Genomic DNA, 19,076 nt, shown 5'->3' with positions numbered 1-19,076 from the left:
CTTAAACCGGCATCTGCATGATGTCTTGATAGGCCTGCACCAGCTTGTTGCGCACCTGGGTCAAGGCTTGAAAGGAAACACTGGCTTTCTGCGAAGCGATCATGACGTCGGTGAGGTCGACGCCGCTCTTGCCGACTTCAAACGCGTTGGCCAGTTGCGTAGACGCGTTCTGGGTGTCGCTGACCTTGTTGATCGCCTGGCCGAGCATGTCGGCAAAATTGCTGGAGCCAAGCTCAGACGCTGGCGCAGCAGCCTTGGGCATGGACATCGCGTCCATTTGCATGGCGCGCATGTCCAACATCAATCGATTAAATTCAACACCTTGGCTCATGGACTTCTCTCTCCGACGGCCCGCATTTTTTTGACACTCACGCAGCGGATACGCTGGACTTAGCAACAAGAGTGCCAGCTACGTATGCGAGCCGAATAAAAACTCTAAATAACCGCGACTTTACCCGCCCGAGGCGTACAGGCTGGCCTCGACATCCATCCCCGCATCACGCATTTGCGCAAGCTTGTAACGCAGGGTTCGCGGGCTGATGCCCAATCGCTCGGCGGCCTCTTTGCGGCGACCGCGCTCGGCGCGAAGGGTGTCGATGATCATCTGGAACTCATGCCGACGCAAGTCATCACCCAACCCAGTAGCTTCGGGCGTGCTCAGCGAAGGCGCGCACGACTGCGGCTCGACTGCACTTGGCGTCAGTGCGGGCAAAGCACCGGCCAGGCAAAAATCCTCAGCCTCAATCACGCCACCCTGCTGCAGAATCAGCGCACGCTGGATGGCATTGTCCAGTTCCCGAACGTTGCCAGGCCATGGATACGCTTGCAGGCACGCTTGCGCCCGGGGCGACAGCACCACCGCAGCGTGTTTCATTTTATTGACGTGGCGCGCCAGCAAGCGCTCGGCCAGCGGCAGAATATCGGCGCTGCGCTCACGCAAGGGGCGCCAGGCCAGGGGAAACACCGACAAGCGATAGTAGAGGTCTTCGCGGAACCGTCCAGCCGCCACTTCACCGGCCAAATCACGGTTGGTGGTTGCAACTACGCGAATATCCAGCGCAATCGGCTTACGCCCGCCAACCCGCTCCACCTCGCGCTCCTGCAGCACACGCAAAAGCTTGGCCTGCAGGCCAAGCGGCATTTCGGAAATCTCATCGAGCAGCAAGGTACCGCCATTCGCCTGCTCGAACTTCCCCGCCTGAGCAGCAATGGCCCCGGTAAATGATCCCTTCTCATGCCCGAACAAGGTTGCTTCAAGCATGTTGTCGGGAATCGCCGCACAGTTGATCGCCACAAACGGCTGACTGGCCCGGGGCGACTGCTGATGAATGTAGCGCGCCAGCACCTCTTTGCCGGTACCGGACTCACCAGAAATCAGCACCGTAGAATCACTGCGCGCAACCTTGGCTGCCAACTCCAGCAGTTGCGCACTGGCGGGCTCACGCGCTATCGGGCCATCGCCCTCTGCCTTGTCGAACGCACCCACGGCATGGCGCCCCACCAGATCAAGCAAGGCGCGAGGTTCGAATGGCTTGACCAGGTAATCGACAGCCCCTTGGCGCATGGCCTGCACCGCACGCTCAACAGCGGCATGCGCGGTCATCAACAGTACGGGCAACTGGGGATGGCGCGCCCGCAACAGCTCCAGCAACTGATGACCATCCATGCCCGGCATGTTCACATCACTGACCACCAGGCTGAAGGCCTGTTCAGCAACCACCGCCAGCGCTTCCTCTGCCGAGCCTACCGCCAGATAGTCGAAACCACCGAGCATCAGGGTATCGCCAAGCGCTTGGCGCAGCACCCGATCATCCTCAACCAGCAACACCTTGATCGCCGTCACGCCATACCCTCCTGCACACCGATCAACGGCAAGCTGACGCGGGCACAGGTGCCTCGCCCGGGACGAGAGCGCAACTGCAACTCACCCTGGTGCGCTCGCGCCACCGCCTTGACCACCGCCAAGCCCAAACCGGTGCCGGTCGCCTTGGTGGTCAGAAACGGCTCACCCAAGCGAGTGAGCAGCCACGAATCGATACCAGCCCCGGCATCACTCACGCACACATGCAAAAATTGCTCTCGGCGGTACAGGTGAATTTTCAAACGAGCCTGGCCCGCACTGGCCTGCACAGCGTTTTCAATCAGGTTGAGCAACGCCCCCACCAAGGTGTCGCGATTGCACAACAGATCGCCCAGATGGCTGTCGCACTGCCAGCGCACAAGATGCCCCTGAACGTGAGGGTGCGCCGCCTGCTGCAGCGCCTGGAAGAGTGCCTTGGGTGTCAGGCGATCGGTTAACGGCAACTCGCCCCGCGCGAACACCAACATGTCGCGCACCTGATGCTCGAGCTCGTGCAAACGTTCCTTCAGCGTACTGGCGAAGCGCTGCTGGGTTTGCGCCGGCAAGGTCTGCTCCGCCAAGTGACTGGCGTAAAGCAGGGCCGCCGACAACGGGGTACGAATCTGATGAGCGAGCGAAGCAACCATGCGCCCCAGCGATGACAGTCGCTGATGACGTGCAAGTTGATCCTGAAGGTGGCGGGTCTCGGTCAGGTCGTTGAGCAGCACCAACTGACCTGGTTCGGCGTCCAGCGAGCGGGTGGCGATCGACAGACGCCGACCATCACGCAACGATACCTCGTGACCGTCATCTTCACGCGGCGCAAAGCTGCGAGCGATCACGTGACGCCACAGCTCACCGTCCAACGGCTCGCCCAGCAGTTCACGTGCGGCCGGGTTGGCTTCACGCACACGCCCCGCCCCATCGATGACAATGACGCCACCCGGCAGCAAATCCAGGAGATTCTGCAGGCGATTGGCCAAACGCTCTTTCTCGGCCAACTCTGCCATTCGCTGGGCACTGACCACCGCCAACTCACCCTTGAGTTCGGTGACGCGCGCCTCAAGCAGGTTGTAGGATTGACTGAGCTGTGTCGACATCTGATCGAACAGGGCAAAGGCCTGCTCAAGACCATTACGACTGTCCTGCTCAGAGGTGTTCGCTCCCTTCAGCTCAGGGAGACTGGAGATGGTAGCGGCGTGGGGCATCGTGCTCTCTCGCGTGGCTCACCGTCATAAAACGGTATGTTGCCAGCGGTATAGCAATAGCCGTGCCGGATAATTTTCACGACAAGACCACGAGCCCTGAGAGAAACGGCAGGAGCCAACGGTAACGGGCACCACAGCCCTGCAAAAAATAGGGGCATTGGTGGCGACAGCAGGTGCTCTGCCAGTGTCACCACCCGACAGGCGTCAATCTTCTGCCTGCTCGTCCCCCTCACGTCGACTCATGCCGTACTTGCGCATTTTTTCGACCAACGTGGTACGCCGGATACGCAAACGCTCCGCAGCACGTGCCACCACGCCACTGGCATCGTCCAGCGCCTGCTGGATCAAACCCTGCTCGAGGCTGCCGAGGTAATCCTTGAGGTCCAACCCTTCGGGCGGCAGCATGGCGTGATGGGAGAAGTTTGGCGTGTGCCCATTGATTGCCACGCGCTCCTCAAGATCAGAGCGCAAACTGTCGACCAGATGCTCGTCGTCATCATCGACATAACGGAACTTCTTGGGCAGCTCGGAGACCCCGATCACCCCATAAGGGTGCATGATCGCCATGCGCTCGACCAGGTTGGCCAGCTCGCGAACGTTGCCCGGCCAACCATGACGACACAGCGACATGATCGCCGCCGAGTTGAAACGGATAGAGCCACGCTTTTCGTGCTCCATGCGCGAGATCAACTCGTTCATCAACAACGGGATGTCTTCGACACGCTCTCGCAGGGGAGCCATCTCGATCGGGAAAACGTTAAGCCGGTAGTACAGGTCTTCGCGGAAGGAGCCCACCTCGATCATGCTCTCGAGGTTCTTGTGAGTCGCCGCAATGATTCGCACGTCGATGCTCTGGGTCTTGTTACTACCTACGCGTTCGAAGGTTCGCTCCTGCAACACCCGCAGCAACTTGACCTGCATCGGCAGCGGCATGTCGCCAATTTCATCAAGGAACAGTGTGCCGCCATTGGCCAACTCGAAACGCCCGGCACGACTGGTGATAGCGCCGGTGAAAGCCCCCTTCTCATGACCGAACAATTCGCTTTCCAGCAGCTCTGCCGGGATCGCACCGCAGTTGACCGGCACGAAAGGCGCTTCGCGGCGCTTGGAATGATAATGAAGGTTGCGTGCAACCACTTCCTTGCCGGTGCCCGACTCGCCCAGGATCAATACACTGGCGTCGGTATCGGCCACCTGCTGCATCATTTGCCGCACATGCTGGATTGCACGGCTGGTGCCGACCAGGCTGCGAAACAGGTTCGGCTCACGCTGTCGGCCACGCTCACGGGCAGCATCGTACATCTCGCGATACACCTGGGCACGGTGCAACGAGTCCAGCAATTTGCTGTAGCTGGGCGGCATTTCAAGACTGGACAGCACGCGGCGGCGCAACTCTTCGGGCAGGTCAACCGAAGAAATTTCGCCCAATAGCAACACGGGAAGGAACTCATCCCAGGCTGCCACTGTCTTAAGCAAGCCCGAAAGACTTGCCGGAGCATTCACAGCACCAATCAGGACGCAAAGTACTTCACGACTGGATGACAACGACTCGACGACCTGCTGCCAGTCCTGGCTTGAGCAGGGCAAATTGTCTTCGCCGAGAAAATTCAGGACCACCGCCAAATCGCGGCGGCGGACACTGTCGTCATCGATCAGGAGAATTTTGGTTTCACGCCACATGCAATAGCAACTTCCCTAGTCAACTCAGCGCCCCACTTTCAGGGCTTGCTCGACATCATTCCGACTGAACTGTCAGTGCTTGGACGTCAACATTTAGAAAACAGCCACTAGTTAAGTCAAAAAGCCGCACACAGTCAAATTTATGGCGCACTTCTTTCTCGAATCGGCCAGCGTCAAGTGAAGAGATGGTATACCTTTGCCGCGTTTTTGGCTTGTCGGATCTGTGCCAGTTCATCGACTATTGTTTGACGCTCACCACTTGCAACCTCAATTAATTGCCGGTAGACACCGAGCAACTCCTCAAGTTTGATGCGCAGCACAGCTTCATCCAGCTCTGGCTCGCCCAGCACATCATCGACGCAAAGACGGCAATTCACATCGAGATCACTGATCGCATCCCAATCACGGTTGGCCAATGCACCCAGCAATGCATCGCGGGTTTGTTCAATACGCTCGAGCACGGCGCTCATCACAACCTCCTCGGCGCAAGCGAATTATTCGCCAATTGCGTCCCAGCCTTCCTTGACGGTAATCAGCAAACGAGCGACCTCGTTGAGGATTTCCGGATCGTTCTGCACATTGGCCTCGACCAGACGCTTACTCATGTAAGCATACAGGCTGTCCAGGTCCGCCAATGAATCGGCATGGTTTTCCAGATCCAGACCTTCGCGCAAGCCACCGACAATACCGATGACCTTGCCGATCAGGATGCCTTTCTGGGCGATATCATTGCGCGCCATGGCGCCCTTGGCCTGAGCGATACGGTCCAGGCCGCCCTGCATCAACATTTGTACCAAACGGTGCGGGCTAGCCTCGGAGGTTTGCGCCTGGCCGTTAACTTTCTGGTACTGCCGAAGGGCCAACATAGGGTTCATGTTCTACCTCGTCACACAAAAGGGTTCGTATACCGGCTGTATCGACAGCGTGTCAAAAAACTTTAGCCACAACGCAAAAAGCCCGGCACACCCCAAGGGTGACGCCGGGCTTTTGGCACCGCCAATCGATCAGGAGTTCTTCTGCTGCGCAGTGATCGCATCAAAGATCGAGGTGATGCTGTTGGCTTGCGCCTTGAGCTTGCCCACCACGGTATCCATGGCGATGTACTTCTTGGTCAGCGAAGCTGTCAACTGCTCGACACGGCGGTCAAGGTCCGACTGCTGCTGATCGAGTCGTTTCTGCAGCGTATTCAAATTATTGGTACGCGAAGTCAGAATGCCATCCGTCTTGATGTAGGGATCAATGGCCTTGTTCATGCGCTCGAAGACGCCGTTGGTACCCGTGAAGAGCTCCTGCACCTCACTACCCAGCTTCTTGTCATTCATGGCAGCGGTGAACTTGGTGCTGTTGAACTCAAGCGTGCCATCTCGCTGGGTATTGATGCCCAACTGACTCAACGTGGTCAGACGATCACCAGACCCGACGTTTGCCAACTCCGCACGAATGCCGGACAACAGCGAACGCGTAGTCGGGTCGCCCGTGAGAGAACCGAGTACCGTATTGCCATCGGCGTCCGTACTGGTCGCCGTCAGCGCGTTTACCGCCTTGACCATCGTATTGTAGGCATCGACGAACTGCTGTACAGAAGCCTTCAGCCCGTCATTGTTGGCACCGACCGTTACCTTGGTGGTGGTGGCTGCATCAGCGCTCTTCGCAACGAGATCAAGTGTGATACCGCTGATGGCATCCTTGACGGTATTGGACTTGCTGGTGACTTCCAGGCCATCAATGGTCAGCTTTGCGTCCTGAGCCTTCGCATTGATAAACCCGGCACCGTTCGGGCTGGTCGCCATCGATTGGGTACCATCGATATCAATGCCGGTAGTGCCACCCGTCACCTTGATATCAGAACCCGCACCTGTGGTGGTAGAACCCAGCACCAGGCGCGCACCGCCAGACTCATTGATGATGTTCGCACTGATGCCGTTCACTGCAAGGGCGTCGTTGATCGAGTCACGCACGCTCTGTAGCGTGGCGCCATCACCGATGCTTACCGTATAGGTCTTGCCGTTCTGCTCAATGGTCAGGTCGCCCTTCGGAATCGGGGTCGCAGCACCACCTTCGGCCGTCGTATACAACCTGCTGGCCACCTTGGAGCCCGTCGCCAATTGGGAGACATTGACTTCATAGGTACCGGGAACTGCAGTATTGCTTGCCGTAGCCTTGAGAACACTCTCATTGGCAGACGTGGCAGCATAGGCATTGAATGCAGGCGCCGTGCTGTCATTCAGCTTCTTCATGGAAGCCTGATAAGCTGCCAGCGCACTCTTGAGCGCACCTACACCGGAGATATAGGCCTTGTTGTTGGTCGTCTGCCGGGTAATCTGGGCCTGCTTGGCGGCCGTGTCGGAGTTGACCAGCGCCTCGACGATCGAACTGATATTCAGCCCCGAGCCGATGCCTGTAGTGGAGGTAATTGGACTTGCCATTCTTAATCCCTCTAGGTTTCGCGCTTCCCTAGCCCAGCGAGACTAGCGAACACATGGTAAGTCTGCCAGTTCAGGCCTTCGCGTTGAACAGCAGGCTATTTACATCGCTGAGGCTATTAGCAATCTTCAAGACTTCTTCCGAGGGAATCTGGCGAACCAGTTCACCTGTCTCGCTAGCGATGACTTTGACCACAATCTTGCCGGATTCTTCGTCCGTGGAGAATTCGAGATTTCGTCGGTTTGAGGCCAGGAATTTTTCGATTTCCTTGACAGCGCTCTTCACCTTATCGGTATCGGGCACACCCTTGTCGGCTGTATCCCGCGACGGCTCACTCTGTTTTGCCGTGGCTTTTTCGGCGACCTGCTCGGTGGGTCGCACCGCCGGGTAAGACTGGTTCAGCTTCACGCTCATATCCATGTCTGTCACCTCTTAATGCAAAAGGCGGGGGAGCGCCAAAAACGCACTCCCCCGCCGATAACCATCAGGCGATTACTGAAGCAGCTTCAGTACGGCAGATGGCAGCTGGTTGGCTTGAGCCAGAACCGAAGTCGACGCTTGTTGCAGAGTTTGCTGCTTGGTCAGCTGAGCAGTCTCGGCAGCGAAGTCGGTGTCCTGTACGCGGCCACGAGCAGCTTCGGCGTTTTCGTTGATGTTTTGCAGGTTGTTGATGGTGCTGGTCAGACGGTTCTGCGAAGCACCCAGGTCAGCGCGCTTGTCGTTGATGGTCTGCAGTGCGGTGTCGATTGCAGCGATAGCAGCTTTGAAGTTGGTTTCAGCTTCAGCGCTGTCTGCACCACTGACCGAGATCTGGGTACTGTCAACGTTCAGAGTGGTAGCGTCGAACGAAGTGTCCAGCTTGATGGCGATCTGGTTGTCTGGACCGGAGTTCGAACCAACCTGGAAGGTCATGGTGCTGGCAGTACCGTCGAGCAGGTTCTTGCCGTTGAGCTGGGTGCTCTTGGCGATACGGCTCAGCTCGTCGGACATTGCCTGGAATTCTTTGTCCAGAGCGGTACGGTCGGTGCTGCTGTTGTTGTCGTTTCGCGACTGGACAGCCAGTTCACGCATACGCTGCAGAATGTTGGTCTGCTCTTGCATCGCGCCTTCAGCGGTCTGGGCGATGGAGATACCGTCGTTGGCGTTTTTGATAGCCATGGTCTGACCGCGGATCTGCGAGGTCATACGGGTAGCGATCTGCAGGCCAGCAGCGTCGTCTTTGGCGCTGTTGATTTTCAGGCCGGAAGACAGACGAGTCATCGAGGTGCTCAGCGCGTCGGAAGCACGGTTCAGGTTCTTCTGAACGCCCAGCGAAGTGACGTTGGTGTTTACGGTTAATGCCATGACGAATTCCTCGTTTGTGGGATACTGCGGCTTCCGGCCTTGGCAACCGCCGGGTTTGGCCTAGAGAACCTTCGTAATAGTTATCGTCGTCAAGGCACGTTGCTTTAGGGATTTTTTGAAAATTTTTACTGGCATCGTGCCAGCCCAATGAAATCAAGGGTTTGACGCCATAAAAACAGCGCCGCCCTCCCTCCATCACACCACCCAACGCCCCCGTGAAGCGCTCGCAAGCATGCAGCACCTGCATCGCTGGCAAGCCTGCGCCAGTAAACCTGGAACCCGAAAAAGAACGCCCTGAAAAAACGAACCCCCGCTAAAAAGCGGGGGTTCGTCAACAGTCGCAGTGCTTAGTCTGCACGCTGGAGGATCGCCGACCCCCAGGACAGACCAACACCAAAACCACTCAATGCAACACGTTTGAAACCCGACTCAAGCACGTGCTTTTCCAGCAACAGCGGAATGCTCGACGACACGGTATTACCCGTCTCGACCATGTCTTTGATGAACTTCTCCGGGTCGTCCTCGAAACGTCGTGCAACCGCATCCACGATGGCCGCGCTGCCCTGATGGATACAGAACGCATCGATATCTGCCGGCTGCAGGCCGCTTTCACCCAGCAACTCATGCAGGTGGGCCGGGACCTTGAGCAAGGCAAAGTTGAACACCTGACGCCCGTTCATGAAAAACACACCATCAGTGACCTTCAGGTGTGCTGCACCAGAACCGTCGGTACCGAACTTGGCTTTACCCAACTGCCACGGTGCATCTTCGCCCATCCAGGTAGCAGTGGCCGCATCACCAAACAGCATGGTGGTATTGCGGTCTTCCGGATCGACGATCTTCGAATAAGGGTCAGCCGTGATCAGCAGGCCGTTCTTCAGGCCTGTGGCTTCCATGAAGCCCTTGAGCGCGTAGATACCATAGACGTAGCCCGAGCAGCCCAGCGAGATATCAAACGCAGCCACATGAGTCGGCAGGCCCAGTTTGTCCTGAACGATGGCAGCGGTATGCGGCAAGCCTTCTTCGTCACCATTCTGAGTGACGACAATCAATGCATCGATGGATTCACGCGAAAGCTGCGGGTTGGCCGCAAACAAGGCATTGGCAGCTTCTACACAGAGGTCCGAGGTTTCCTGAGCGACGTCTTTGCGTGGCAGGAAAGCGGAACCGATCTTGCCCAGGATGAAAGCTTCATCCTTTTCGAATTTTGCGCCTTGAGCGTAGTTGTCCACGCCAGCGGCCGGCACGTAACTGGCGATGCTTTTAATGCCAATCATATGGCTTCCCATTAATTAACAACTGAATACCCGCCGCTCGCACAGTGGAGAGGCACCGACAATCAGGGATGTTTGCCACCAAAAAACGCGGCGAAGCAGGCTGCCAGGCATGCCTGGCAGGCACATACCGGATGGCAGGGCGATTCCCGGTCCTGACAATATACAGTGAAGATGCGCGATATGACTCGCAGGTCACGCTTAATTTGCCGAATTGCTGACAAGCCAACAACACCCAGACCAATGGATTACACATCGAAAAAGCCGAAATTGCCGGCGATGCTTTTCCTTTCTATCGAGATTCAGTCGCTAAAGTCAGCCACCTCGAATCCTTCCGATCCTTCACTTGAATACCCTTCCCAACCTCGCTAACCTTCGCCCTGTCACTGCAAATTCAGTGACCGGGCGTCGCGGCCCGTATAGCAAAAGGCGCTACAGCGCCCCACCAACACAATTCCAGGCGCTTTTTTTGTGCCCGTTTTCTGTGTAATGGCGGCTGTGCGTGGGAGACCTTCGGGTCTGCCGAGTTCCTTTTGCCTCGGTCCGCGAACCCGCGCACAGCTGCCACCCTATCGTTTCGCGGCGATGACTGGCAGCTCCATTGCAAAAGGAGTTCACCATGCACAAAGTCGTCCCTGACCCTCCACCCAACTGCACCTTGCAAAGAACCGCCAGCGCCACTTTCGGCTCTTGCGAAGGTAGCCATGACCCGCTATTCAGCGTTCGCCCCGGCATCAATGCAGAAGATGCGCTGATACACCTGTCCATTCTTCTACGTTCCGCCTACGCCACCAACGCAAAAGCCTGTGAGGTGGTCGACAACCAAACCCGCAGCGTGCTCTGGTCCACCCGCACCAGCATTGAGATGGCACTTGGACTGGTAGAAGCGCTACTCGATGGCATAGAGGTACAACCGCCTCACCCACTACAGAGCGGCTGAGCGCTCTATATGCCCGATCGGAGAGCCGCATTGCATGGGCCATCCGCTCACGCAGTGCAAGTGACTCCGAGCAAGGCCGCTTAGGTCACACCCAGGGCACGCCTATAAAAAAGCCACGAGCGCCCTTAGGCGCTCGTGGCTTTTGATCAGTGGCGTACTGGGCGGTTAACCGACCAGCGCCTCCCACTCCACAGCCGTTGGAGCACCCAGGCCAAAGGTTTTGCCCGTGCGCGCATGGCTCGCGTTATAGGCCGGATCGTTTTCCAGATAACCCGGCCACTTCTCACGCAACGCCTGCAGAGCCGCTTCCTCATGCATGACCGTGCCGTGATGAATCACCTGCACCTGTGGCGTCCATACCGTCAGGTAACCCGCCTGAGCGGACTTGAGGCACAGATCGACATCGGCGTAATGCGCCATGAACGCGGCTTCATCCAGGCCTTCAAGCGCCAGATAAAGTTCCTTGCGGATCATCAGGCACGCGGCGGATACGGCCGAAACGTTATGTTCGACCTGTAGCCGTCGCATATAGCCTGGCGCCTCCTTGCCTTCACCTGCCAGAGCCGGCGCAACCCCCGGCCCAAAGGCCCAACACCAGGCCGGCCTGAGTGACCGTGCCGGCAGCGTCGAGCAACTTGCCACCCACGATACCAACCTCTGGGCGCTGCGCTTGGTTAAGCATGCTTTCCAGCCAATTGGCATTGACCACCTCGCCATCGCTGGCCAGCAACACCAGGTACTCGCCAGCAGCTTGTTGACAGGCCAGATTGGTCATTGCCGACGGGCTGATGGTTCGCTCGCTGCGCACCACCCGAATACGATCACCACCTGCGCTCAGGCTCGCCAACCACGCCAGCAATTGCGGCGACTGGCTGTTGTTGTCGGCAATGACAATCTCGTGACTCCGGTAACGGGTACGCTGCAGCACACTGACCAGGCAGGTCTGCAACTGCTCCATATTGTCCTGGCAGTAAAGGACAATCGATACCAGCGGACGCGCTTCATGACGGTAGTCGATCTGGTAAGTGCCAGGTTTCGCCGAACCGATCTGCGCGGCATAACCACGCTGCGCCACTTGGCGCGCCAGGCTTGCACGCTCGTGCTCACTGGCGTCAACATCTCGCGCCTGGCTGATCAGCAGCGGCTCTGCGAGGTGCGCCAGCCCGGCCAAGCCGTCCTGCCCGATCAGACGGAGCAACAGGTCGAATTCCAGCGCCTGAGCGAACTCGGCGTCATAACCGCCCGCCTCAAGCAGCAACTCGCGGCGCACCAGCCAATGCCGTGCCATCAGCCCAGGCACACTCTGCAGCATGTCGAGGCTGGCGCCTGGGCGCAACACCTCCACCAAGGTTCCGTCGGCCTGACGCATGACCTCGTCCATTGCCACTGCACGGCAGCCGTCGGCCTCCAGCAACTCCAGACTGGCGCGCAGCAGGCCGCCAGCGGTGAAGCGGTCGCCAGCCTCGGCAAGGATCACCCAATCGGTGCCCAGCGTAGTGATCGCCCGGTTGAGTTTGTCGACATGATCCTCAGCCGTGACCTTGACGAAGTGTACGGTCTGCTCCGGTGTCGTGTTGGCGGGCAAATCGCCCGTGGTCAGCACCACAACCTTGAAAGCCTTGCAATGGCCCGCCATCAAGCTGTCGAAGGTCGCCTGCAGCTTGAACATGTCGGCATCCAGGTCCAACAGCAGAATGCCGAAGGTCGGACCACCAGCATGACGAGCCAGACGCTTATTGGCCAGACGAACCTGGACAGCTGTTGGATTGCGCGCTTCCAGCCAGTTCAGCAAACGCCCAGACGCCATACTGTCGAGCAGCACGCTGCGATCATAAGCGGGCACGCTGCACAAACGCTCAAGCCAACATTGAAGCGGTGCAATTTCTTCATCATCGCCGATGGCACGCAGCGACGTCAGCAAACGCTCTACCACCGTACGGTTGAACGGGCTCAACCCCAAAGCTTCCCATAAGCGACTCGTGATCGTGCGTTCGGTGTCATTCGCATGAACCTGCATCAGTTCCGACTGACGCAGCAAGATCGGCTCCAGCTCCTGAAGCTGCAAGCGACCCGCCGGCATGGAATGAATCAGGAACTCAATACGTGCAAGCAGATCGAACATCGCCTTGTTATAGAACGGCATCTCGACGAACTGTTTCTCGCCAAAGAAGCGCACAGGCTCCGCCCCCGGCTGTGACCACTCGGAACGAACGATCATGCAGGCTTCCAGCGCCCGCCCGCTTTGCAAGCCACTGGCCATTGCGGTGAAGCTCATCAGCGCGATGTGCTTGATCTGATCTGGCGTCTTGTTGCGAAAGCCCATCGGTGTCGACGCCAGGAACTGAGCAAACGCCTCACGCTCGGCCACGGACTTGGAGTCGGTGTAGGTCAATACGGTCAAGACATTGGTATTGTGCTCGGAGCCACCGTAGTTGACCTCTCGCACAGCATAGGGAATGGGCAGGATCCTGGCCTTGGCACAGGCAAGCAGGTAGAACGCGTGACCAATTTCCTGCCATTCGAAACTGGTATTGGCCGGCAGCACGGCATACCACTGCTGCAGCAGGTCGGTGCGCGTCACCGCATAGAACGGCGGCAAGAACTGCCCGAGGAAGTCCAGCACCCGCTCTTCGGAAAGATCAGAGTTGTAGTCTTCACAAACCCGCTTGTCTCGGCGATAGAAATTCACCTCGGTGCCACGCGCCAGGTACATCATGCCGTAGCCATGGCATAACCCATACTCGGGATTTGCCTCAAGGAAGGCTACGGATTCAGCCAACGCATCGTGCAGGAGGAAATCGTCGTCAGCAGCAAAAGCCATGTAAGGCGTGTTGACCTGTGCCACGCCGTAGACCAGCTTGTCCTGAAGGCCCTTGTAGCTGAACGCCGGCAGGTGGCGATAATCCACCTCAGGATAATCCTGGACAAGATCGTCTGCCGCCTCGCGCGAAGAATCCAGGACCAGCACTTTACCGCTAAAGCCTTGGTAGTACTGCAGCGTACGACGCAAGAAAGCCGGCCGTTCATGACTGATAATGACCAGCGTAAAACGCTCTTTCAGCGCTGCGACTTCTTGTGCAATGTGTTCAACGTGCATATCACTTTCCTGCCGGCCACTGGGGCCTGTGCGCTTTAGACCAGAGAATTCAACGAACCCGACGCAGATAGCCGTCCGGCGCCACACTAATCAGCAATTTGTCGTTCATTTGCTGATCGATTTCGAAATCGCCGTTTTCCTCCAGGTAGGCCCAGACCGCAGTCTTCGGGTTATCACCTGGCCCCCAGGGACGATCAGGAAAAGCATCGGCCGGCATGTCTTCAACCACCGTGTCCATCACTACGCAGTAGCTGCCCACCGAAACGAGTGGCGCATACAGCCGCAGCTCCTCAAGCACATGCTCATGGGTATGGTTGGAATCGAGTACCAAAATAACCTTCTTGCCCTCCGCAAGCGCACGAACCTGTTCGACGACGCCCAAGTCAACGCTGGACCCCTCGATCATGCGGATCCGCTTGAACATCGGATGGCTTTCGATGGCCTGGCGGTTGTGTGGACGAATATCCCTGTCGATACCGAGCACCTCACCGTGCCCTTGCAGCTCCAGCAGCGAGGCGTAGTAGATAATCGAGCCGCCATGGGCAATACCGCACTCGATCACCAGGTCCGGCTTGATGTTCCAGATCAGCTCCTGCATTGCCATCATGTCCTGAGGCAATTGAATGATGGGACGCCCCATCCACGAGAAGTGATAACTGTACTTATGCCGAGCCGATTCATTAAAAAAGTCACGCGCCAGGCCTTTTAGCGTTTCGTTCTGGCCCTGAGCTTCAATCTCTGCCTTGCACTCAGCTTCAAAAGCCTGATGTACGTTATTGTTGGTCATGTGAGGTCTCACTGATTGTCATTGAAACGAGGCGCTGTCTACGGCGTGGTAGACATAGCGCTCATCGGTCATGCGCTTGATTTCTTCGAGGTAGTTCGAGTTCATTACAAACAGGTTTGCGCCGTCCGGCAGGCTATCCAGCGCCTCTTGCGGCGATGACACGCGCAAACCACTGAGCGGCAGGTAACGCCCCTGCTTGGCCGGATTGATGTCGACCACATGGTCCACCGCAACGCCAGCGCGCTGCAGGAACAGTGAATAGATGACCCCCTTGGATGAAGCCCCCCAGATCGCTGCGCGCTGGTCGGGAGCCTCTTTGATGATCCGTACTGCGCGCTCCAGGCTGGAGGTGAAGCTTGCCGGCATCTGCAGTGCGGATTCGTCAGTAAGTGGCGCGCGCAAACTGGCAAGGTCGGCAACAACATAGAGGTACTGACCGCCAAACAGATGGCCAGCTTCGTGAACGGTGCCAAAGATCCGACGAAGGTCATCGAGCCGGAAGTAATTGACATGCTCGTAAAACACGTCAAACCATGCCTGATGCTTAACGATCCACTCAAAGCACGGTACTTCGATGTAGATTTTTCCACCCTGGTTGGCGGCGGCGATCTCGCTCAGGAACGCCAGCGGATCAGCCATGTGCTCCAGAACATGGCGCAAGACAATACCCTCGGCGGACAGCCCCAACTGACGCGTGAAAGGTGCCTTGATCACATCCGGATTATCACCTTCGTAGGAAGGGTCAACGCCAGTGATGGTGTAGCCCCGCTCGCGCAGCAGCTCCAGGAAGTAACCTTTCCCGCAACCGACCTCAATCAAGCGCTGCCCACTGAAGTGGCGCGCCAGAATTTGTTCGACATCCCCCAGGTGTTTCTGAAACTGTGTCGAATGCGCCTGCTCGTTCTGGTAGTCCGCATCGTAGATCAGCTTGCTGGCATCAAACGCCTGATTGAAGATCAGGCCACTCTGCTCATCCTGAACCAGTACGATATCCGCACATCCACTGGCACGTGCCTCTTCGGCAGTCGCAAAAGTACGGTTCTGCAAAACGGGCAAGCCTTGTGCCCGGTATAGCTCATGCGTCATGCCGCTCTCCTGTCAGGTCTCGCAAACGCTCGGTCGAGCCCCAGAACGCCATTGGTTCATGATGCGAATAGGGGTAATGCCCCAGGTTCAAGGTAATCGCCGAATGGCGCTGGCGAACCCGCTGTTCGACCAGTGCCCGAACCGACACAGGCTTGCCGCTGCAGCAGTTGATCACACCGGAAAACGCTCGCTGTTTCAGCACGCCCAACAGCAGCCCGGCGGCTTCTTCGATTTCCAGATAGTCACGCAACTGCTCGCCCGCCGACATGTTGAATTGTTCATCGCCGGCATCGATGGCGCGATCCAGGCTGGCCAACAGACTGTTTGGGGCTTGTCCGGGGCCATGCAGATAGAACAAACGGGCCCACTGCAGAGTGAATGGCTGCTCGCGCTGCAGATTTTCCAGGAACAGCCTCAAGGTATGTTTGGCCAGACCGTACGCCGTATTGGGTTGCGCAGGGCATTGCTCGCTCAACTGACCGTTCTGCAGGCCGTATTCAAAACAGGTACCCGTCACCAGGACCTGCTGCACACCCGCCTCGACGACTCGCTTGAGGAAAGCGTAGTCAGCCGGCAAGTTGCGCTCGAAATGAAACAGCGCCTGATAGTTCGGCAAGCCTGGCCAGGCCAGGTGGGCAACCGCGTCCACACCCTCGACCAACGCATCGATTTGCAACGACGCGGCATGCACATCGACGGCCAGGAACTCGACCTGATCAAACCAGGGCAATTCCCGCGCCAGCTCAAGTCGCCGGGCAACAGCACGCACCGCAATGCCTTCAGCCAGCAATGCAGCGACCAGATGTCGCCCCACAAATCCGGTAGCACCGGTAACCAGCACCTTCATCGGCCGCTGGCTCACACGCGCACACCCGCAAAGTCATCAGTGAGCAACGGATGCACCGCGTCCTTCGCGGAGAGATTGCACACGGGTAACGGCCAGGAAATGGCCAGTGCCGGATCGCTCGCCAACAACCCGGCCTCATGCGCTGGCGCATAGTCTGCATCGGTGAGATAGAGCACTTCAGCCTCATCACTGAGCGCCTGAAAACCATGGGCAAAACCTGCAGGAATCAACAGGCTCCGGCCATCGTCAGCGACCAGTTCCTCAGCATGCCATTGGAGGAACGTTGGCGAATCAGGGCGCAGATCGACAGCCACATCCCAGATAGAACCACGCACGCAGGTGATCAATTTTGCTTCGGCGTAGCCTGCCTGCTGGTAATGCAAACCACGCACACTGCCCTTGCCGAGGGTACGTGAATGGTTGATCTGACGAATCTCGAAGGACCGTCCCTGCACACTGAGCCGGCTCTGACAAAACAAGCGGGCGAAACGGCCACGATGGTCATGAAAGACTTTTTGCTGGATCAGGCAAAGCCCTTCAAGCGCCAGCGGTTGCAGATCAAAGTCACTCATGACCAGTCCTTGTAAAGGTTCAGTTGATGAAGCGTTACCGCACGCATGTCCTTGCCCGCTTGCCAGGCCATATGCCAACCCACGGTCTGCTCCAGACACTCCTGCAACGACCAACGCGGTTGCCAGCCGAGCAACTGCCGAGCGCGACTACTGTCCAGGCGCAGCAAACCGGCTTCATGCATGTCACTGGGTTCAACGCGTAAACCAGGCGCCTGTGGCCACTGACTGGCAAGCGAAGCAATCACCTCACCCACACTGCACATGTCGGCTTCACCAGGCCCGAAGTTCCATGCACCCGCAAACGCCGGCCCCTGTTCATACAGCGCAGCCGCCAATTGCAAGTAACCCGCCAGGGGCTCCAGCGCGTGCTGCCAGGGCCTCACGGCCTGGGGATAACGCAGCGTCACCGGTTCATCGGCCGACCAGGCCTTGAGGACATCAGGGATCAGGCGCTCGGCCGAAAAATCACCACCGCCCAGAACATTCCCGGCACGCGCGGTCGCCAGGGCCAAGCCATGCTCGGCATACTGCTGTGGATTGAAGAATGATGCTCCATAGGACTGCGCCAGAATTTCGCAGCACGCCTTGCTGCTGCTGTAGGGATCATGCCCCCCCAACGCTTCATCTTCACGATACGGCCACAACCACTCCCGGTTGGCATAGACCTTGTCGGTGGTCACCAGCACGCACGCACGCACGCCACCGACCTGCCGAATCGCTTCCAGCAGATTGAGGGTACCCATGACATTGCTTGAGTACGTACCCAGCGGATCGCGGTAACTTTCACGCACCAGGGGCTGTGCCGCCAAGTGCAGGACAATCTCGGGCTGTACTTCGGCCAGCAGCTCAAGCAGCACCCCCAGATCGCGCACATCGCCACGGCGATCATCGATCCCCTCGGCCACCCTTGCCAGCGCAAACAGGCTGGGCTCGGTGGCCGGGTCAAGGGCAAAGCCTGTGACCTGAGCACCCATGCTCTGTAACCAAAGCGTCAACCAGCTGCCTTTGAAACCCGTGTGGCCGGTAAGCAGCACACGCTTGCCTTCCCAAAACGCGCGGCTTAGTCCCATTGTTTCCATGGGGCCTCCCCACTCTGCCAGAGGTGCTCCAGGTGATTCTTGTCACGCAGCGTATCCATCGGCTGCCAGAAACCATCATGCTGGAAAGCATGCAGCTGGCCTTCACTGGCCAAGCGACTCAGCGGCTCGGCTTCCCAGGAGGTTGCATCGCCCGCAATGTAAGGCAGTACCTTAGGGGATAGAACGAAGAACCCGCCATTGATCCAGCCACCATCACCACGCGGCTTTTCGGTGAAACCCAGCACTTGATTGCCCTCGCGCTGCAACGCGCCATAACGACCTGGCGGCTGCACAGCGGTCACGGTTGCCAGCTTGCCATGGGACAGGTGGAAATCGACCAGCGCACCGATGTTCAGGTCAGAGACACCATCGCCGTAGGTAAAGCAGAAGGCTTTTTCGTCCTCAAGGTAACGCCCGGCACGGCGCAAACGGCCACCGGTCATTGTCTCCTCGCCGGTGTCCACCAGCGTCACGCGCCACGGCTCGCTGTAGTTCTGATGAACGTCCATGCGGTTGTTGCGCATGTCGAAGGTGACATCGGAGGTATGCAGAAAGTAGTTGGCGAAAAAATCCTTGATCGCATAACCCTTGTAGCCCAGGCAAATCACGAAGTCGTGAATGCCGTGCGCAGAGTACTGCTTCATGATGTGCCAAAGAATTGGCTTGCCACCGATCTCGATCATCGGTTTGGGTTTGAGGTGCGACTCTTCGCTGATCCGCGTGCCGAGACCACCCGCCAAAATGACTGCCTTCATCGGTTTCCTCATGTTCTTCGCACGGCCCATCCAGGCCAGAGTGAAGGATTTATGGCGATATGAAGGAGGGCTTGCAGGAAGTGCGCCAAGTACGCGGAAGGTGTCAGCGGCGCGTTTGCAGCGCCGCCACAGGGAAGGTGTGC

Annotated in this window: 17 protein-coding genes and 1 pseudogene; 1 reads left to right on the top strand and 17 read right to left on the bottom strand. The window is 57.9% G+C overall.

The genetic code is table 11. From position 1 onward, the window contains the following. Nucleotide 1 precedes the first annotated feature (1 nt). The 10 genes from fliE to ACZ9H3_RS22240 all read right to left on the bottom strand — a co-directional run bounded on the left by fliE (nucleotide 2) and on the right by ACZ9H3_RS22240 (nucleotide 9,773). Nucleotides 2-331 carry a flagellar hook-basal body complex protein FliE gene (fliE, locus tag ACZ9H3_RS22285; protein ID WP_065759985.1) on the bottom strand — a complete coding sequence of 110 codons (330 nt, stop codon included), beginning with the start codon at nucleotides 329-331 and terminating at the stop codon, nucleotides 2-4. Nucleotides 332-451: 120 nt separating this feature from the next. After that, nucleotides 452-1,843: a sigma-54-dependent transcriptional regulator gene (locus tag ACZ9H3_RS22280; RefSeq protein ID WP_476222578.1), complete on the bottom strand. Its 1,392-nt coding sequence runs from the start codon at nucleotides 1,841-1,843 to the stop codon at nucleotides 452-454. Beyond that, entirely contained in the window at nucleotides 1,840-3,048 is a 1,209-nt protein-coding gene (locus ACZ9H3_RS22275) for a sensor histidine kinase (RefSeq protein WP_476222576.1), read from the bottom strand. The genes ACZ9H3_RS22280 and ACZ9H3_RS22275 overlap by 4 nt, the downstream gene beginning before the upstream one ends. Before the next feature lie 204 nt (nucleotides 3,049-3,252). Then, nucleotides 3,253-4,728 carry a sigma-54 dependent transcriptional regulator gene (locus tag ACZ9H3_RS22270; protein ID WP_476222574.1) on the bottom strand — a complete coding sequence of 492 codons (1,476 nt, stop codon included), beginning with the start codon at nucleotides 4,726-4,728 and terminating at the stop codon, nucleotides 3,253-3,255. Nucleotides 4,729-4,901: 173 nt separating this feature from the next. Continuing rightward, nucleotides 4,902-5,198: a flagellar protein FliT gene (gene fliT / locus ACZ9H3_RS22265; protein ID WP_099773916.1), complete on the bottom strand. Its 297-nt coding sequence runs from the start codon at nucleotides 5,196-5,198 to the stop codon at nucleotides 4,902-4,904. A 24-nt stretch (nucleotides 5,199-5,222) separates the two neighbouring features. After that, on the bottom strand, nucleotides 5,223-5,603 hold the full coding sequence (gene fliS, locus ACZ9H3_RS22260; RefSeq protein ID WP_065759980.1) for a flagellar export chaperone FliS: 381 nt from the start codon (nucleotides 5,601-5,603) through the stop codon (nucleotides 5,223-5,225). 129 nt (nucleotides 5,604-5,732) lie between these two features. Beyond that, nucleotides 5,733-7,154 carry a flagellar filament capping protein FliD gene (gene fliD, locus ACZ9H3_RS22255; RefSeq protein WP_330523224.1) on the bottom strand — a complete coding sequence of 474 codons (1,422 nt, stop codon included), beginning with the start codon at nucleotides 7,152-7,154 and terminating at the stop codon, nucleotides 5,733-5,735. 70 nt (nucleotides 7,155-7,224) lie between these two features. Then, nucleotides 7,225-7,572 (bottom strand): flagellar protein FlaG, encoded by a 348-nt coding sequence (locus ACZ9H3_RS22250; RefSeq protein WP_099773913.1) that lies wholly within the window; start codon nucleotides 7,570-7,572, stop codon nucleotides 7,225-7,227. 72 nt (nucleotides 7,573-7,644) lie between these two features. After that, the gene (locus ACZ9H3_RS22245; protein WP_330523223.1) at nucleotides 7,645-8,496 is read right to left on the bottom strand and encodes a flagellin domain-containing protein; all 852 of its coding nucleotides are present in this window, start codon (nucleotides 8,494-8,496) and stop codon (nucleotides 7,645-7,647) included. Between the two features lie 347 nt (nucleotides 8,497-8,843). Then, complete coding sequence (locus ACZ9H3_RS22240) at nucleotides 8,844-9,773, bottom strand: ketoacyl-ACP synthase III (protein WP_476222570.1); 930 nt, start codon at nucleotides 9,771-9,773, stop codon at nucleotides 8,844-8,846. 616 nt (nucleotides 9,774-10,389) lie between these two features. Between ACZ9H3_RS22240 and ACZ9H3_RS22235 the strand changes: the two genes are divergently transcribed. Further along, on the top strand, nucleotides 10,390-10,710 hold the full coding sequence (locus ACZ9H3_RS22235; RefSeq protein ID WP_476222568.1) for a DUF6124 family protein: 321 nt from the start codon (nucleotides 10,390-10,392) through the stop codon (nucleotides 10,708-10,710). 165 nt (nucleotides 10,711-10,875) lie between these two features. Here ACZ9H3_RS22235 and ACZ9H3_RS22230 read toward each other — a convergent pair. The 7 genes and pseudogenes from ACZ9H3_RS22230 to rfbF all read right to left on the bottom strand — a co-directional run bounded on the left by ACZ9H3_RS22230 (nucleotide 10,876) and on the right by rfbF (nucleotide 18,933). Next, nucleotides 10,876-13,807, bottom strand: a pseudogene (locus ACZ9H3_RS22230) (TIGR00180 family glycosyltransferase). A gap of 49 nt (nucleotides 13,808-13,856) precedes the next feature. Further along, nucleotides 13,857-14,594 (bottom strand): cephalosporin hydroxylase family protein, encoded by a 738-nt coding sequence (locus ACZ9H3_RS22225; RefSeq protein WP_476222566.1) that lies wholly within the window; start codon nucleotides 14,592-14,594, stop codon nucleotides 13,857-13,859. Between the two features lie 18 nt (nucleotides 14,595-14,612). Then, complete coding sequence (locus tag ACZ9H3_RS22220) at nucleotides 14,613-15,680, bottom strand: class I SAM-dependent methyltransferase (protein WP_330523218.1); 1,068 nt, start codon at nucleotides 15,678-15,680, stop codon at nucleotides 14,613-14,615. After that, nucleotides 15,670-16,527 (bottom strand): NAD-dependent epimerase/dehydratase family protein, encoded by an 858-nt coding sequence (locus ACZ9H3_RS22215; protein WP_476222815.1) that lies wholly within the window; start codon nucleotides 16,525-16,527, stop codon nucleotides 15,670-15,672. The genes ACZ9H3_RS22220 and ACZ9H3_RS22215 overlap by 11 nt, the downstream gene beginning before the upstream one ends. A gap of 11 nt (nucleotides 16,528-16,538) precedes the next feature. Further along, the gene (gene rfbC / locus ACZ9H3_RS22210; RefSeq protein ID WP_476222564.1) at nucleotides 16,539-17,099 is read right to left on the bottom strand and encodes a dTDP-4-dehydrorhamnose 3,5-epimerase; all 561 of its coding nucleotides are present in this window, start codon (nucleotides 17,097-17,099) and stop codon (nucleotides 16,539-16,541) included. Then, a complete protein-coding gene (rfbG, locus tag ACZ9H3_RS22205; protein WP_330523216.1) occupies nucleotides 17,096-18,178 on the bottom strand; it encodes a CDP-glucose 4,6-dehydratase in 1,083 nt (360 codons plus the stop codon). Before rfbG ends, rfbC begins: the two co-directional genes overlap by 4 nt. Beyond that, nucleotides 18,160-18,933 carry a glucose-1-phosphate cytidylyltransferase gene (rfbF, locus tag ACZ9H3_RS22200; RefSeq protein ID WP_454241020.1) on the bottom strand — a complete coding sequence of 258 codons (774 nt, stop codon included), beginning with the start codon at nucleotides 18,931-18,933 and terminating at the stop codon, nucleotides 18,160-18,162. The genes rfbG and rfbF overlap by 19 nt, the downstream gene beginning before the upstream one ends. Nucleotides 18,934-19,076: the final 143 nt, after the last annotated feature.

Source organism: Pseudomonas sp. TE3910, assembly GCF_056279025.1.
This window is presented reverse-complemented; position numbering and strand designations above follow the sequence as displayed.